This is a genomic window from Massilia sp. UBA6681 (assembly GCF_002454935.1).
GTDB classification, from domain to species: Bacteria; Pseudomonadota; Gammaproteobacteria; order Burkholderiales; family Burkholderiaceae_D; genus Telluria; species Telluria varians.
Genome location: NZ_DKJX01000115.1, coordinates 1 through 14,739 on the forward strand (window position 1 = coordinate 1; position 14,739 = coordinate 14,739).

At 68.9% G+C, this 14,739-nt stretch carries 14 protein-coding genes and 1 riboswitch; of the genes, 1 reads left to right on the plus strand and 13 read right to left on the minus strand.

Annotated elements, in window-relative coordinates; all coding sequences use genetic code 11:
* The first annotated feature begins 183 nt into the window (after window positions 1–183).
* Window positions 184–1,491: a metallophosphoesterase gene (locus B2R83_RS21410; RefSeq protein ID WP_292044806.1), complete on the plus strand. Its 1,308-nt coding sequence runs from the start codon at window positions 184–186 to the stop codon at window positions 1,489–1,491.
* Here the strand turns inward: B2R83_RS21410 and B2R83_RS21415 are convergent.
* From B2R83_RS21415 to cobT, 13 genes are all read right to left on the minus strand, one after another.
* The gene (locus B2R83_RS21415; RefSeq protein WP_292044808.1) at window positions 1,485–2,960 is read right to left on the minus strand and encodes a cobyric acid synthase; all 1,476 of its coding nucleotides are present in this window, start codon (window positions 2,958–2,960) and stop codon (window positions 1,485–1,487) included. The genes B2R83_RS21410 and B2R83_RS21415 overlap by 7 nt on opposite strands.
* Complete coding sequence (locus B2R83_RS21420; protein WP_292044809.1) at window positions 2,957–3,826, minus strand: cobalamin-binding protein; 870 nt, start codon at window positions 3,824–3,826, stop codon at window positions 2,957–2,959. Before B2R83_RS21420 ends, B2R83_RS21415 begins: the two co-directional genes overlap by 4 nt.
* Window positions 3,823–4,803, minus strand: coding sequence for a threonine-phosphate decarboxylase CobD (gene cobD / locus B2R83_RS21425; RefSeq protein ID WP_292044810.1), 981 nt, complete (start codon window positions 4,801–4,803; stop codon window positions 3,823–3,825). The genes B2R83_RS21420 and cobD overlap by 4 nt, the downstream gene beginning before the upstream one ends.
* The gene (gene cbiB / locus B2R83_RS21430) at window positions 4,796–5,740 is read right to left on the minus strand and encodes an adenosylcobinamide-phosphate synthase CbiB (RefSeq protein WP_292044811.1); all 945 of its coding nucleotides are present in this window, start codon (window positions 5,738–5,740) and stop codon (window positions 4,796–4,798) included. The genes cobD and cbiB overlap by 8 nt, the downstream gene beginning before the upstream one ends.
* Window positions 5,734–6,294 (minus strand): bifunctional adenosylcobinamide kinase/adenosylcobinamide-phosphate guanylyltransferase, encoded by a 561-nt coding sequence (gene cobU / locus B2R83_RS21435; RefSeq protein ID WP_292044812.1) that lies wholly within the window; start codon window positions 6,292–6,294, stop codon window positions 5,734–5,736. The genes cbiB and cobU overlap by 7 nt, the downstream gene beginning before the upstream one ends.
* Window positions 6,291–7,592 carry a cobyrinate a,c-diamide synthase gene (locus B2R83_RS21440; RefSeq protein WP_292044813.1) on the minus strand — a complete coding sequence of 434 codons (1,302 nt, stop codon included), beginning with the start codon at window positions 7,590–7,592 and terminating at the stop codon, window positions 6,291–6,293. The genes cobU and B2R83_RS21440 overlap by 4 nt, the downstream gene beginning before the upstream one ends.
* The gene (gene cobO, locus B2R83_RS21445; RefSeq protein WP_209589975.1) at window positions 7,592–8,218 is read right to left on the minus strand and encodes a cob(I)yrinic acid a,c-diamide adenosyltransferase; all 627 of its coding nucleotides are present in this window, start codon (window positions 8,216–8,218) and stop codon (window positions 7,592–7,594) included. Before cobO ends, B2R83_RS21440 begins: the two co-directional genes overlap by 1 nt.
* The gene (locus B2R83_RS21450) at window positions 8,215–8,988 is read right to left on the minus strand and encodes an ABC transporter ATP-binding protein (RefSeq protein WP_292044817.1); all 774 of its coding nucleotides are present in this window, start codon (window positions 8,986–8,988) and stop codon (window positions 8,215–8,217) included. Before B2R83_RS21450 ends, cobO begins: the two co-directional genes overlap by 4 nt.
* A gap of 1 nt (window position 8,989) precedes the next feature.
* A complete protein-coding gene (locus B2R83_RS21455) occupies window positions 8,990–10,009 on the minus strand; it encodes a FecCD family ABC transporter permease (protein WP_292044819.1) in 1,020 nt (339 codons plus the stop codon).
* A 26-nt stretch (window positions 10,010–10,035) separates the two neighbouring features.
* Window positions 10,036–11,868 carry a TonB-dependent receptor domain-containing protein gene (locus B2R83_RS21460; protein WP_292044821.1) on the minus strand — a complete coding sequence of 611 codons (1,833 nt, stop codon included), beginning with the start codon at window positions 11,866–11,868 and terminating at the stop codon, window positions 10,036–10,038.
* Between the two features lie 68 nt (window positions 11,869–11,936).
* A riboswitch (cobalamin riboswitch) is annotated at window positions 11,937–12,169 on the minus strand.
* 19 nt (window positions 12,170–12,188) lie between these two features.
* Window positions 12,189–12,722, minus strand: coding sequence for a histidine phosphatase family protein (locus B2R83_RS21465; protein ID WP_292044823.1), 534 nt, complete (start codon window positions 12,720–12,722; stop codon window positions 12,189–12,191).
* Between the two features lie 2 nt (window positions 12,723–12,724).
* Entirely contained in the window at window positions 12,725–13,504 is a 780-nt protein-coding gene (locus B2R83_RS21470; RefSeq protein WP_292044824.1) for an adenosylcobinamide-GDP ribazoletransferase, read from the minus strand.
* A 5-nt stretch (window positions 13,505–13,509) separates the two neighbouring features.
* The gene (gene cobT / locus B2R83_RS21475; RefSeq protein ID WP_292044825.1) at window positions 13,510–14,544 is read right to left on the minus strand and encodes a nicotinate-nucleotide--dimethylbenzimidazole phosphoribosyltransferase; all 1,035 of its coding nucleotides are present in this window, start codon (window positions 14,542–14,544) and stop codon (window positions 13,510–13,512) included.
* Between the last annotated feature and the right edge of the window lie 195 nt (window positions 14,545–14,739).

Sequence of the window (14,739 nt, forward strand, 5' to 3'; positions counted from 1 at the left end):
ATCGTCAGGCTAGTTATATGCAGAGCCCGCTCAGTTAAGTCTGAGCGGGCTTTTTGCTTTTCTGCGCTCTTCCTATCCTTCCCGCATGTAATGACGATTTTGCCGCTCATTGGCATAAAGACGTCGTCATCACCAGCTGTTGCTACGCTACACTTCTTGTTTTCTTGATTACTCGGAATAACAATGAAGAAGACGCGCAGCTATCTTCTCCGCGGTATCGGCGCCGCCGCCGTCCTGCTCCTGGCCGCCTTGGGGCTCGCCCTGTCCAATGCGAGCGTCGAGTTGACCGGGCACGGCGCCCACCGGCGTCTTCTGCTGCCGATCGGAATTGGCATGGCAGGCTTCAACACCTTTGCGGGAAGCGGTGACAAGGTTCACATCCCGGGTTTCCTCGACGGCCCGGTGGTCCGCAGGAAGGCGGACGGCAGCTGGACGGCCACCTGGTTCTGCGAACACCAGGTGCAGCAACTGGCGGGTAGCGGTACGGATCTCGCCATCGACTGCGCGGGAAAACGCCGCGTTTTCCCGATTGCGCGCACGCCGGCGGTGGCGGATGCCGTGTTCGATACCCCATCCGACACGCTGATCCTCAGCGACATCGAAGGCAATCTTCGCTTCCTCGATGCTGCGCTCACCTCCCTGGCCGTCACCGATGCGCAGGGCAACTGGAGCTATGGCGACAAGCACCCGGTGATCGCCGGCGATGCCGTCGACCGCGGCCGCGACGTGTTTGCCGTCCTGTGGCGTCTCTACGCGCTCAGCCTGCAGGCGAAGGATGCCGGCGGCGCCGTCCACCTCGTGCTCGGGAACCATGAACAGTATCTGCTGCGCGGGAATACCTCACGCGCCAACCGCGACCACCTGTATGCCTTGACGCGCATGGGCGGCCAGGTCGACGCCTTCGGGCCGGACACGCTGATCGGCGATTGGCTGCGCCTGCAGCCCGTCATCATCAAGAGCGGGCGCACCGTGATCACCCATGGCGGCGTGAATCCGCTGGTGGCCGATGCCGGCTTCACCGTCAGCAAGCTGAATAGCGCGATGCGGCGTTACTGGCTGGGGGACATGCCGAGCAAGGCGGAGCTCGACGCCGTGATCGGCCCGGCAGGGCTGACCCAGTACCGCGGTTACCTGGAAGACGGCGAGGACCGCTTCGCCCGTGCGACGACAGCCCAGGTCGGTGACGTGCTTGCCCACTTCGGTGCGACGTCGATCGTCGTCGGCCATACCCTGGTCGAGCGTGTGACGGCGCTGCACGAAGGCAGGGTATGGGCCATCGACGTCAACAGCAATACGGCGCGGCCCGAAGCGCTCCTGATCAGCAATGGCGATCCCATCGTGGTGCCGACCGGCGCCGCACGGCAGCTGGAGGAACAGGGCGGGCAGCGCCTGACCCGTCCCTTCAGCCTGTTCGCGGCAAGCGACCTCGCCATGCTCAAGCACATGGTGATGTCGCACTACGCGCTGTCGCAGATCCCGCAGCCTTACTGAGGCCCGGCGCCCGGCGGCAGCACCGCCAGCAGTCTGTCGAGGACAGGCGCCGTCGCGTCGGCGATGCGGTCGATGCTCTGTTCACGTAGGAGCGCGGTATCGACCACCAGGCTGGAGTGCAGCCCGGCCCAGGCCAGCAGCGCGGCACCGGCTTCGGGATGATCGAACACCCCGTGCAGGTAGGTGCCCAGCACCTGGGCATCACCGGAACACGCTCCTTCGCTGCGGCCGTCGATCACGAAGGCCGGCCGCGCCAGGGCTGCGCCCGTGGAGACGCCCATGTGGATCTCATACCCCCGCAGGCCGAACGAAACTCCTTCCCCCATGCTTGCCTGCCCGCTGACCTGCGCCAGCCGCTTGTCCCGCGCCAGTTCGGTGTCGACCTCGAGCAGGCCGAGCCCTTCCGACACGCCCGGTTCCGCTTCCACCCCGTGCGGATCGGCGACCGAACGGCCGAGCATCTGGAAGCCGCCGCAGACCCCGATGACTTTGCCGCCATAGCGCAGGTGCCGCGCCAGCTGGGCAGGCCAGCCCTGCGCCCGCAGCCAGGCCAGGTCGCCGCGCGTGTTCTTGCTGCCCGGGAGGATGATGAGGTCCGCCGGCGGAATCGCCTCGCCAGCGCGCACGAAGCGCAGGTCCACGTCCGGATGCGCACGCAGCGCATCGAAGTCGGTGTGGTTGCTCATGCGCGGCAGGCTCGGGACCACGATGCGAAAGCTCCCCTTGCCCGACTGCGCCGGCTGCACCGCGTCTTCCGCATCGAGGTACATGCCGTGCAGGTAGGGCAGGACGCCCAGCACCGGCTTGCCGGTCTGTTCCTCCAGCCACTCCAGGCCCGGCTCGAGCAGCTTGATGTCGCCGCGGAAGCGGTTGATGACGAAGCCGACGATCCGCTTGCGTTCCGACGCCGACAGGCAGGACAGCGTGCCGACGATGTGGGCGAACACGCCGCCGCGGTCGATGTCCGCCACCAGGATGACCGGGCAGTCGACCGCCTCCGCGAATCCCATGTTCGCGATGTCGCGGTCGCGCAGGTTGATCTCGGCCGGGCTGCCCGCGCCTTCGACCACCACCGCTTCGTACTGCGACAGCAGGCGCGCATGCGATTCCAGCACCGCCGCCATGGCCACGGTCTTGTACTGGTGGTAATCGCGCGCGTTCATTTCGGCACGCACGCGGCCATGGATGATCACCTGGGCGCCGGTGTCGCTGGAGGGCTTGAGCAGGACCGGGTTCATGTCGGTATGCGGCTCGACGCCTGCTGCGATCGCCTGCAAGGCCTGGGCGCGGCCGATCTCGCCGCCGTCGCTCGTGACCGCGCTGTTGAGCGCCATGTTCTGCGGCTTGAACGGCGCCACCCGCAGGCCACGGCGCAGCAAGAGCCGGCACAGGGCGGCGACCACGGTGCTCTTGCCGGCATCCGAGGTCGTTCCCTGCACCATCAGGGTCCGGAAGGGCAGGGCGCTCATCGGCTGCGGTGCTGGCGGGCCAGCTCGAGCTTCTCGCACAGGACGGCGGTCCCGGCGATCATGCGCGGACCGGCGCGGTTGAGCAGGTTGCCGTCGACCGTGAACAGGTTGTCATTGCGGGTCGCCGTCAAGCTCGCATACGGCTTCCACAGGTTGACGCCGCCGTAGTTCTTCTCGGCGGTGCCGAACACCGCTTCCGGATCGGCCTGCAGCACGCTCTCGATCGACACGATCGGCGCGGTCACCGTCAGCTTGTCGAAGATGTTCTCGCCGCCGCACAGGCGCAGCGCGTCGGTGATGATGTGCCGGCCGCTGAGCGTGTACAGCGGCTTGTCCCACACTTGATAAAAGGTCCGCACGGTCGGGCGGCCGGCATAGCGGCTGCGCAGGCTGGCGAGCTGCCGGCGCAGCTCCGCCGCGGCCGGATCGGCCACCGCCTGGGTGCCCATCAGCTGGCCGAGGCGCGCGACGTTGTCCGGAATGCCTTCCAGCTTCTGCGGGTCGCTCAGGAAGACCGGCACGCCCAGCTTGCGCACCATCTCGATCTGCCGCTCCGAGTTGTTGTGCATCCAGGCCACGATCAGGTCCGGCTTCATGCTGATGACGCGTTCCATGTCGATCTCGCGGTTCGAGCCGATGCGCGGGATGCTCTTGGCGGCTTCGGGATAGTCGCTGTAGTTGACCGCGCCCACGATGCGGCTGCCTCCGCCCGCCGCGAACAGGGTTTCCGTCACGTGTGGCGCCATCGAGATCACCCGCATCGCCGGCTTGTCGAGCGTGACCGCATTGCCCGCGTCGTCATGCACCGTCACCGCGCCCACGGCCGGCGCAAGCAGCGCCGTTGCCAGGACCATCATCAGTCTCATCCATTGCTCCATTCTTGAAGTGCCTTGTCGAGACGCTGCCATCCCGCTTCGTCCGCCGGCAAGCCGACGCGGATGCCGCGCCCGGCCTCGCGGAACAGGCGGCACCAGATGCCACGCTCCGCCATATGCGTGTGGAAGGCCTCCGGCTGCGCCTGTGCCCACCAGTGGAACAGCGGCGTGCCTTCCGCCCGGATGCCATGCGTCGCCAAGAGGCTGCGCATGCGCCGGCCGGACGCCTGCAGCTGTGCGAAAGTCCGCCGCTGCCAGTCGAGGTCGCTCAGCGCCTGCCCGGCCACCGCCTGCGCCGGACCGCTCACGGCCCATGGACCCAGCATGTCGTCGAGCGCGCGCAGCGTGGCGGCGTCGGCGCCGACGAATCCCAGCCGCAGCCCGGCCAGGCCAAAGAACTTGCCGACCGAGCGCAGGACGATCAGTCCGGGCTGGCCCGCATGGGCGGCGACGCTCAGTGCCGGATCGGTGTCGCCGAAGGCCTCGTCGACCACCAGCCAACCGCCGCGCTTTCCCAAGCGCGCGGCCCAGTCCAGCAAGCGTTCGGGCCTGATGGTCTCGCCGGTGGGGTTGTTGGGATTGACCACCACCACGACGTCGCTGCCGTCGATCGCGCAGTCCAGATCCGCATAGGAGGCAAGCCGCAACACGTGCCCCTGCTGTCGCCAGGCATGCGCGTGCTCGGCATACGAGGGGCTGGATACCGTGACCCGCGCGCGTGCGCGCAGCCGGGGGAGCGCCTGGATCGCGGCCTGGGTACCGGCGACCGGCAACAGGGCAGGCGCGCCGTAATATGCGCAGGCCGCGGCGGCCAGCGCCGGATCCGGCTCGGGCAGGCGGTGCCAGGCATCGGCAGGCAGGGTGGGTGCGGGATAGCCGTGCGGATTGATGCCGGTCGACAGGTCGATCCAGTCGTCACGCCCATACAGGCGCGCGGCCTCGCGCAGCTTGCCGCCGTGTTCAAGCATGCCGCCCCCATACCAGGATAATGAGCGCCGCCGCGCAGGCCAGGCCGAGCCAGAGCAGGGTCGTATGCAGCACCAGGCGCCATGCGCGTACGATGTCGCTTGCCGTGGCTTTGGGACCGGCGCCCAGCGGCGGCCGCTGCTCCAGCTGTCCGTCATAGACGGCGGCGCCGCCGAGCGAGACGCCGAGCGCGCCGGCGCCGCTTGCCATCACCGGCCCGGCGTTCGGGCTGCTCCATGCGTGCGCCTGGGTGCGCCAGCACTGCCAGGCGCGGGCGCGGCCGGCGCCCGCCAGCAGGACGTAGGACAGTGCGGTCAGCCGCGCCGGCACATAGTTGAGCGCATCGTCGATGCGCGCGGCCGCACGGCCGAACAAATGGAAGCGCGCGTTCCGGTAGCCCCACATCGCATCGAGCGTGTTCGCCAGACGGAACAGGACGGCGCCGGCGCCGCCCCCGACCAGGAACCAGAACAGGGTGCCGAACACCGCATCGTTGCCGTTCTCGAGCAGCGACTCGGCGCCGGCTTTTGCCAGGTCGGCTTCGTCCGCCTGGTGGGTATCGCGGCTGACGATCCAGGACGTGCGGGCGCGCGCCGTTTCCAGGTCGCCGGCACGCAGCGCGTCGACGATCGGCATCGTATGGTCGCGCAGGCTGCGCAGCCCGATGCAGGCGTACAGGAGAAGGGCGTGCAGCCACAGCCCGGCATGCGCCGCCGCCAGCCAGGCCAGCAGGCTCAAGGGCAGCACGGCCAGCAGCCAGGCCAGCAGTCCACGCAGGAAGGGCAGGGCGCCGCGGTTCAGGCGGCGCTCGATGGCTTGCGCGAGCTGGCCGAAGCCGACCAGCGGGTGCCAGCGCCGCGGCTCGCCCAGCAGCAGGTCGAGCAGGACGCCCGCCGCCAGCAGGCCGGCCAGCTGCGGCAGCGACAGCCCGCTCAGCATGCGGCGCCCTTCAGCACCAGCGGCAGTCCGGCCGCCACCAACACCGCGCGGTCGGCGTGCGCGGCCACCGCCTGGTTCAGCCAGCCCGCTTCATCGGCAAAGCAGCGCGACACCGCGCCCCAGGGCACGATGCCCATGCCGACTTCGTTCGAGACGAACACGATGTCGCCTTCGGCCCCGGCACCGAGAAAGTCCAGCAGCGCCGCGCGCTCCTGGTGAAAGCGTTCCGGCAGCGCCACCTCGCCCACCTCCGGCCACGCGCGGCCGTCGCAGAACATCAGGTTGCTCAGCCACAGCGTCAGGCAGTCGACCAGCACCAGGCGTCCCGGCCTGCAATGCTCCCTCAGCACGGCCGCCAGCCCCAGCTCTTCTTCGACCGTGTGCCAATGGGCAGGGCGGCGGGTGCGGTGGTGGGCAATGCGCGCCGCCATTTCGGCATCGCCGGCGCGCGAGGTGGCCACGTAGACGACTTCCTTGCCGGATGCATGGGCCAGGCGCTCGGCATAGGCGCTCTTGCCGGAGCGTGCGCCGCCCAGCACCAGGCTAGTGCTCATGGCTTACCCCCGCCGAGCAGCGCGGCCACCGCGGGCGGGTTGGACGGGAAGTAGGCGTGGAAGTAGGAGGCGGTGAGCGAACCGATGCGGTACACGGCTTCGCCCTGTGCGCCGTTGCCGGTCTTGACGGTATGCGCCTGCGCCGGCGCCGCGGGCTCCAGGCGCGAATAGTGGAAGCTGTGACCGCGCACCGGTCCCTGGTCCGTCGGCATGGCATGTGCGCCGAGGCCGGCCAGGCGCGGCTGCATGTGCACTTCGCCCGGCAGCAGCCCCACCATGGGCCAGCGCTGCCCTGCCTGGTCGGTGAGGCCGTCGGCGAGCACCATCATGCCGCCGCATTCGGCCAGGATCGGCACGCCACGTGCGTGCGCCGCACGGATCGACGATTGCCAGTTGGCGGCCTGCGCCAGCTCCGCGCAGTGCAGCTCCGGGTAGCCGCCCGGCAGGAAGACGGCGTCGGAATCAATCGGCACCGCTTCATCCCTAAGGGGCGAGAAGTAGCGCAGGCGGGCTCCCATCCTTTCCAGCAGGTCCAGGTTGGCGGGGTAGAGAAAGCAGAAGGCCGGGTCGCGGGCGATGGCGACCACCCGGCCGTCCAGCAGGCGCTCGACCTCCTGCCACTCGGGCGCGGACTGCGCCATGAGAGGCAGGGCGTTCCAGGCATCCTCGTTGAAGCGCAGGCCGTCCGCCAGTTTGTCGAGCAGGGCGTCCAGCCCCTTGACTTCGCCGGGCAGGACCAGGCCCAGGTGGCGTTCCGGCAGCGGCGTGTCCTGGCGCGCCAGCCAGCCGAGCAGCGGAATGTCGCGCAGCGACGAGGCCACCATGTTCGCATGGCCTTCGCTGGCGATGCGGTTGGCCACCACGCCGGCCAGCCGCACGGGACCGTAGTCGCGCAGGCCGCGCGCCACCGCGCCCGCGGTCTGGGCCATGGCCGAGGCATCGATCACCGCCAGCACCGGCACGCCGAATTCGCGCGCCAGGTCGGCCGCCGAGGGCGAGCCGTCGTACAGGCCCATGACGCCCTCGATCAGGATCGCGTCGGCTTCGCGCGCCGCGTCGTGCAGGCGGCGCCGGCATTCCTCGACGCCGACCATCCACAGGTCGAGCGTATGGACCGGCGCGCCCGATGCGCGTTCGAGCAGCATCGGGTCGATGAAATCCGGTCCACACTTGAACACCCGCACGCGCAGGCCCTGGCGCAGCAGCTTGCGCGCCAGCGCGGCGGTGACGCTGGTCTTGCCCTGGCCCGACGACATGGCCGCGACCAGCACGGCGCGCGCCCCCGCATCCCGGTCCATCACCACTCCGTCCCGGCCTGGGCCGCGATGCCCGCCTTGAAGGCGTGCTTGACCACGTTCATCTCGGTGACCGTGTCGGCCACCGCCACCAGCTCGGGCGGCGCCGCGCGGCCGGTCACCACCACGTGCTGCATGACGGGACGGTCGAGCAGGTCGGCAATGACCGTGTGCACGTCGAGGTATTTGTACTTGAGCGCGATGTTCAGTTCGTCCAGCACCACCATGCCGTAGGCCGGGTCCTGCAGGAAGCGCCTGGCCTGTTCCCAGGCTTCGCCGGCCTTGGCGATGTCGCGCTCGCGGTCCTGGGTTTCCCAGGTATAGCCTTCGCCCATCGCATGGAAGCTGACTTCATTGGGGAAGCGGCGCAGGAATTTCTCCTCGCCGGTCGACATGGCTCCCTTGATGAACTGGACCACGCCGACCTTCATGCCGTGGCCGAGCGCGCGCGTCACCATGCCGAAGGCGCTCGAGCTCTTGCCCTTGCCGTTGCCGGTATTGACGATGACGATGCCGATTTCCTTGTCCGCCGCCGCGATTTTTGCGTCGATGACGGCCTTCTTGCGTTCCATGCGCTGGCGGTGGCGCTCGTTCAATGCAGCAGTCTCTTCTTGGGTCATCTCGTTCATACGCTAGCCTCATGGGGGAGAAATATGCGGCGGCCGCCGTGTTCGATCATCTCGATCGGGTGGCCGAGGTAGTCGCCCAGCAGCGCCGGCCGCATGGTGTCGTCGACCGGGCCGGCCTGCCAGCGGCCGTCGCCCATCAACAGCAGCGCGTGGGTGGAAATGCGGTAGGCGAGGTTCAGGTCGTGGCCGATCATGACCACGGTCTTGCCTTGCTCGCGGCACAGGCCGGCCAGCAGGGCCATGCTGCTGACCTGGTGCGCCAGGTCGAGCGCGTTGGCCGGCTCGTCGAGCAGCAACAGTTGGGTGTCCTGCGCCAGCAGCGCGGCGATGGCGACCCGCTGGCGCTCGCCGCCGGACAGGGTGCGCACGTCGCGGGCGGCCAGGTCCGCCACTTCCATCGCCTCCAGGGCGCGCATGGCGGCCTGGTGGTCGTCGCTGCCTTCCCAGTAGCGTTCGGCGTGGTAGGGGTGGCGCGCCGACAGCACGGTCTCGATCACGCTGTACGAAAACGCATCGTGGCGCGACTGCGCCAGGAAGGCGCGCTCGCGCGCCAGTTCTTCCGGCGCCCAGGCCTCGAGCGCGCGGCCGCCGACGAATACCGCGCCGGCATCGGGACGATGCAGGCCGGCCAGGGTGCGCAGCAGGGTACTCTTGCCGGCGCCGTTGCGGCCGATGATGCTCCAGCATTCGCCGGGGCGGGCGGCCCAGTCGAGCTGCCGCACCAGCAGGCGGCTGCCGGCCTTGAGGTCGAGGTGTTCGGTCCGGATCATCTCACCTCCGCAAACGGTGCAGTTGGTAGAGGAACACCGGTGCGCCGATGATCGCGGTGATCGCGCCGACCGGCAGCTGCTGCGGCGCGATGACGGTGCGCGCCAGCGTGTCGCACAGCACCAGGAAGCTGCCGCCGGCCAGCACCGCCGCCGGAATCAAGACCCGGTGGTCGGGACCGAAGGCGAAGCGGCAGGCGTGCGGGACGATCAGCCCGACGAAGCCGACCGAGCCGGCGCTGGTGACGGCGCTGGCCGTCAGTACGCCGGAAACGAAGAACAGGCCCTTGCGCAGGCTGCCGACGCGGATGCCGAGCGTGGCCGCGGCTTCCGCATGCAGCGCGACCACGTTCATGGCGCGCGCGCTGCGCAGGGCGTACAGCAGGGCGGCGCCGAGCACCACCCACGGCGCCAGGCGCAGCGGCGCGCCGGCCAGGTCGCCGATCATCCAGAAGATCATGCTGCGCAGCCGGCCTTCCGGGGCGATCGACAGCATCAGGGTCACCAGGGCCATGCAGGCCGAGGACAGGATCACGCCGGTAAGCAGCAGCATCGAGGTGCCGGCTTCCAGCGCCAGTCCGCTGCGCAGGTCGCGCCGGGCCAGCAGGTAGAGCAGCATCGACACGCCCACCGCGCCGGCCAGCGCCGCCATGTCGACCACGATGGCGCTGGCCATCAGGAGCAGGGCCAGCAGGGCGCCGACCGAGGCGCCCGCCGAAATGCCGAGCACATAGGGGTCGGCCAGCGGGTTGCGCAGCAGGGCCTGCATCATCACCCCGGCCAGGGCCAGCGCGCCGCCGGTCACGAAGGCCGTCAGCGCGCGGCCGGCGCGCAGCTCGAGCAGCGAGGCCGCCAGCGAGCTTTCGCCTTGCACCAGCTGGCGCAGGGCGTCCGGCATCTCGGCCAGCGGCACGGCGATCGAGCCCGTCATGCCGGAGAACAGCAGGCTGGCGATGGCGCACAGCAGCAGGGCGCCGATGACGAGCATGGCGCGTTGACGCTGCGCTTGAGCGGGGTGATGCATGGGTCTCCTTCTTGGTGGCGTCCTGGTCAGCGGACGCCGTAGCGCAGGCCGGCGAACCAGGTGCGGCCGCTGGTGCCGTAGTAGCGCGCCAGCTCGTACTGCTTGTCGGCGACGTTGTCGAGGCGGACCAGCAGCGATACGTTCGGCGCCACTTGCCAGGTAGTGTACAGGTTGAGCAGGCCGTAACCACCCAGGCGATTGCGATTGGCGGCATCGTCGAAGCGCTCGCCGGAGAGCTGCAGTTCGGCGCCGGCCTTGAGCACGCCCCAGCTGCTGTCGGCGCTGAAGCTGGCATGCTTCTTCGAGCGGCGCGCCAGCTGCTTGCCGGTGGTGAGGTCCTTCGGATCCTGCCAGTCCAGGCTGCCGCGCAGGTTGATGCCGCTGACGCGCGTCCGGGCCGCCACCGTCACGCCTTCGAGCTGTGCCCGGTTGACGTTGTAGGCGCAGCTGCCGGCACGGCCCGGGCAGGGCGTGGCGGAGACAATCATGTCGGTCAGGCGGTTGCGGAACCAGGTGGCGTCGAACTGCACGTTGCCGGCGTCATAGCGCAGGCCGGCTTCCCGGTTGCGGCCCTGTTCCGGACGGTTGGTCGGCAGGCCGTAGTTCGGGTAGTACAGCTCGTTGAAGGTCGGCGCGCGGAAGCTGGTGCCGACGCTGGCGGTGGCGCGCAGGCCGGAACCGAAGTCGTAGCCATAGCCGGCGGCGCCGGTGTTCTTGCTGCCATACACCGACGAACGGTCATGGCGGGCGCTGACATCGAACAGGTGGGCGCCACGCCTGGCCGAGTAGACGGCCGCATACGCGTTGGTGCTGCGCGAGCGCGACAGGTCCGCGGTGGCGCTCGATTCCACTTCCTCCTTGCGGTGGCTGTAGAGCAGCTGCAGGGTGTCGGGGCCGAGCGCGATGCTGTTCTGCCAGGTCAGCTCGTCCTGCCGGGTGTCGATCTGGCTGGCGCCGGATGGGGCGCTGCTGGTGAAGCTGCCCAGTTTGTCGTCCGAGCGCGCGTACTGCAGGGTGCTGCGCCATGCGGAGCTGAACTGGCCGGTGGCATGGACCGCCGTCGTGTTCAGGTCCTGCTCGTTGTGGACGTCGTAGGCGGCGCTGCCGCTGTCATACTGCGCGCGCAGCTCGCTGTGCAGGAATTGGGCGCCGACTTCGAAGTTCGGGGCCAGCGCATAGGACAGCTGGCCGTTGGCGTTGCGGCGGCGGTAGCCGTCGTCGTCCGGATTGAAACCGAAGGCGCCTGGACGCGTGGCCGAGAAGCCGTCCGACTCTTCATGGCCGGCGCCGAAGGCGTAGCGCAGCCCATTGGCCGCGCCGTGCACGCTGGCGTCGAGCTGGCGCGTCGCATTGCTGCCGGCGCCGACCGCGCCGTTGACGACCGGGCCGCCCTCGCCCTTGCGGGTGAAGATCTGGATCACGCCGCCGATCGCGTCCGCGCCGTACAGGGTGCTGAGCGGGCCGTAGACGATTTCGATGCGTTCGATGGCGCCGAGCGGCACCGCATTCCAGGCGGCGACGCCGCTGGTGGACGAACCGATGCGCACGCCATCCAGCAGGACCACGACCCCGTTGCTGTTGGCGCCACGCAGGAATACGCTGGTCGAGGCGCCGGCGCTGCCGTTGCGGGTGATCTCGATGCCGCGCTGGCGCTGCAGCACGTCGGCCACCGAGCCGGCGCCGGAACGGGCGATCTCGTCGGCATGGATCACGGTGGTGTCGGCGATCACGTCGACCGCGCGCTGCGGCATGCGGTTGGCGGTGACGATGACCGAATCGAGGGTTTGGGCGACTGCGGGCGCAGCAAGGGCGAATGCGAGCGACAGCGCGGCCGCAAGCCGTGTTACAGGAAAGTTCATGAATAGCTCAATCAAAAGACAACCAGCCGACGTCCCCGTAGGCCAGATTGATCAGAAGCGCGCCGATGGCACGCTTCCACCTTTTGGCCGGTATCCGGGCTGGCAAGTGTGGCCGTCCGACCTTCCCATGCGTTCGCACAGTGGTCATGGAAGACGGTTTGCCGCGTGGCTCGAACCTCGAGCGCGGCACTTGCTTACCGTTGCGGGGGCAGCACACGTTGGCCTTGTTGAAGGGCTTCGTGTTTCCCGTTTAACTGCGGTCGTGTACACGACCGCGGGCACCAAAACGCCGCCATTATACGCAGGGTCGCGCGGCGTTGTCAGTCTTTCAGCACGATGACTTCGCCGTAGCCGATGCGGTGGGCGCTGGCGGCGGCGCGTAACGCGGCCTGTTCGATGCCGCCGCCGGCGTGCAGGGCGGACAGCAGGCGGATCGTGCCGGCGTGGCAGATGACGAGCGCCGCAGGATGCCGCAGCGCCTGTCGGAATGCGGCGACGCGGCGGGCCACCTCGAACACGTTCTCGCCGCCGCCGGGGCGGTAGTGCAGCAGGTCGGCGGCCCAGGCGTCGACCTCGGCGCGCGGGATGGCGTCCCAGGCGCGCATCTCCCAGGCGCCGAAATCCATCTCGGCCAGGCGGGCATCGAGCGTGACCGGGACGTCGAACGCCGCGGCGAGGGTCGCGCAACGTGCCAGCGGGCTGGCGTAGACAGGGAGTCGCCCGGGCAGGCCGGCCGCACGCAGCGTGGTGGCGACCTGCGTGATCGCTTCGATAGATGTCGAAACGTCGGCGCTGCCGTAGCAGAGGCCGGGCGCGACGTCCGGCTGGGGATGGCGCACCAGGATCAGCTGCATCCTTATGCGAGGGCGCCGTGACCGAGCGTGGCCAGCACGGCAAGATAGATGAGGACCTCGGCCAGCTGCTGCACGGCGCCGAGGCAGTCGCCGGTATAGCCGCCGATGCGGCGCGCGAACTTGCGGGCCAGCCACCAGGTCGCAGCAACACCCGCGACGAGCGCGGCAAGCAGGGCGCGCAGGTCGAGCGCGCCGGTCGCCAGCAAGACGGCGGCGGCGATCGCAACCGTGGCGGATGCGATCGTGAATTCGCTTGTCGTCATGCGTTCGGCCAGCGGCTTGGCCTTGCCTTCGGCGCGCGCATACTCCATGCGCCAGATGAGGGACGTGGCCGCGAGGCGCGACAGCGGATGGGCGAGCAGCAGGGCGCCGATGGCGCTGGCTGGCGGCAGCATCGCCAGCGTGCTGCACTTCGCGCCGAGCATGCACACCACGCCGATGGCGCCGTAGGCGCCGACCCGCGAGTCCTTCATGATCTCGAGCAAGCGTTCGCGCGTCATCCCGCCACCTAAACCATCGCAGGTATCGGCGAACCCGTCCTCGTGGAAGGCGCCGGTGGCATAGATGGTCGCCGAGGTCGAGAGCACTGCCGCGACCGGAGCGGGAAACACCAGTGCAGCGGCAGCGTACACGCCGGCGGCGATCGCACCCACCACGATGCCGACCAGCGGGAAGTAGCGCGACGCATGGTGCAGCCATTCCTGCTCGAAGCCGACCCAGCGCGGGATCGGCAGGCGCGTGAAGAACTGGACCGCGATGAAGAACAGGCGCAGCTGCTGCATGGTCTTTACTTTGCGCCGGTGCTGACCTGGGCGGAGGCGAAGGTCGCCATCTCGTTCAGGAAGTTGGCGGCCGCATGCAGCAGGGGCAGGGCGAGTGCGCTGCCGGTGCCTTCGCCCAGGCGCAGGCCGAGCTGCAGCAGGGGCTGGGCGCCGAGGGCGTCGAGCATCAGGCGGTGGCCGTTTTCGCTCGATGCGTGGGCAAACACGCAGTAGTCGAGGATCGCCGGCTGCAGGCGGGCGGCCACCAGCAAGGCGCTGGTGACGATGAAACCATCGATCAGCAGCACCTTGCGCAGCTCGGCGGCCTTGAGCATTGCGCCTGTCATCATGGCGATCTCGAAGCCGCCGAAGGTGGTCAGCACGGCGAGCGGGTCGTCGGCCCCGGCATGTTGTTGCACGGCTGCGGCGATGACTTGCTGCTTGCGCCGGATGCCGTCCGACGACAGGCCCGTGCCGGCTCCTACGCATTGCTCCAGCGGCTGCCCGGTCAGCTTGTGCATGATCGCGGCGGCGGCGGTGGTGTTACCGATGCCCATCTCGCCGAAGCCGACCACGGTGCCGGGCAGGTCGCGCGCCAATGCCATGCCATGCTCCAGCGCGGCCTCGAGCTGCTGGCGCGACATCGCCGGCTCGGCGGCGAAGTTGCGCGTGCCCTTGGCGATTTTGCGGTCGTGCAGGCCGGGGCGCGCGCCGAAGTCGTGGTTGACGCCCGCATCGATCACATGCAGCGCACAGCCATTCTGGCGGGCAAATACATTGATGGCGGCGCCATTGGCCAGGAAGTTCTCGACCATTTGCCAGGTCACGTCCTGCGGATAGGCAGATACGCCTTCCGCCACGACACCATGGTCGCCCGCAAATACCAGGATGGCGGGATCCGCGATCCGGATGCGCGTCGTGCCCTGGATCAGGCCGAGCTGGGTGGCCAGGGTTTCGAGGCGTCCCAGGCTGCCGAGCGGTTTGGTTTTGTTATTGATGGCATCGAGCAGTGCCTGCGACAGGACGGCATCGGCAGTCGGCGTAATATGGGGAAGGAGCATTGCCGGGGAGATAAGGTGGAAAAAACGCGACGATAACATAGTCGCAGGCGTTGTCAGTCGCGCCGCGCTTTGCTATAGTCTCGTTTCTTCGACGCACATCACAGCTTTCAAAGCAGCGACAGCGACAGAGAAACAGAGGGGATTGACGATAAACGCACAACACCGCATAATCTCGCTTCTCTGCTGCTGACGAAC

Coding starts and splice junctions, on each gene's coding strand:
- B2R83_RS21415 (WP_292044808.1), bottom strand. CDS start 2,960: ATGAGCGCCCTGCCCTTCCGGACCCTGATGGTGCAGGGAACGACCTCG.
- B2R83_RS21450 (WP_292044817.1), bottom strand. CDS start 8,988: ATGATCCGGACCGAACACCTCGACCTCAAGGCCGGCAGCCGCCTGCTG.
- B2R83_RS21470 (WP_292044824.1), bottom strand. CDS start 13,504: ATGCAGCAGCTGCGCCTGTTCTTCATCGCGGTCCAGTTCTTCACGCGC.
- B2R83_RS21410 (WP_292044806.1), top strand. CDS start 184: ATGAAGAAGACGCGCAGCTATCTTCTCCGCGGTATCGGCGCCGCCGCC.
- B2R83_RS21420 (WP_292044809.1), bottom strand. CDS start 3,826: ATGAGACTGATGATGGTCCTGGCAACGGCGCTGCTTGCGCCGGCCGTG.
- cobO (WP_209589975.1), bottom strand. CDS start 8,218: ATGAACGAGATGACCCAAGAAGAGACTGCTGCATTGAACGAGCGCCAC.
- B2R83_RS21465 (WP_292044823.1), bottom strand. CDS start 12,722: ATGCAGCTGATCCTGGTGCGCCATCCCCAGCCGGACGTCGCGCCCGGC.
- B2R83_RS21455 (WP_292044819.1), bottom strand. CDS start 10,009: ATGCATCACCCCGCTCAAGCGCAGCGTCAACGCGCCATGCTCGTCATC.
- B2R83_RS21440 (WP_292044813.1), bottom strand. CDS start 7,592: ATGGACCGGGATGCGGGGGCGCGCGCCGTGCTGGTCGCGGCCATGTCG.
- B2R83_RS21460 (WP_292044821.1), bottom strand. CDS start 11,868: ATGAACTTTCCTGTAACACGGCTTGCGGCCGCGCTGTCGCTCGCATTC.
- cobU (WP_292044812.1), bottom strand. CDS start 6,294: ATGAGCACTAGCCTGGTGCTGGGCGGCGCACGCTCCGGCAAGAGCGCC.
- cobD (WP_292044810.1), bottom strand. CDS start 4,803: ATGCTTGAACACGGCGGCAAGCTGCGCGAGGCCGCGCGCCTGTATGGG.
- cbiB (WP_292044811.1), bottom strand. CDS start 5,740: ATGCTGAGCGGGCTGTCGCTGCCGCAGCTGGCCGGCCTGCTGGCGGCG.
- cobT (WP_292044825.1), bottom strand. CDS start 14,544: ATGCTCCTTCCCCATATTACGCCGACTGCCGATGCCGTCCTGTCGCAG.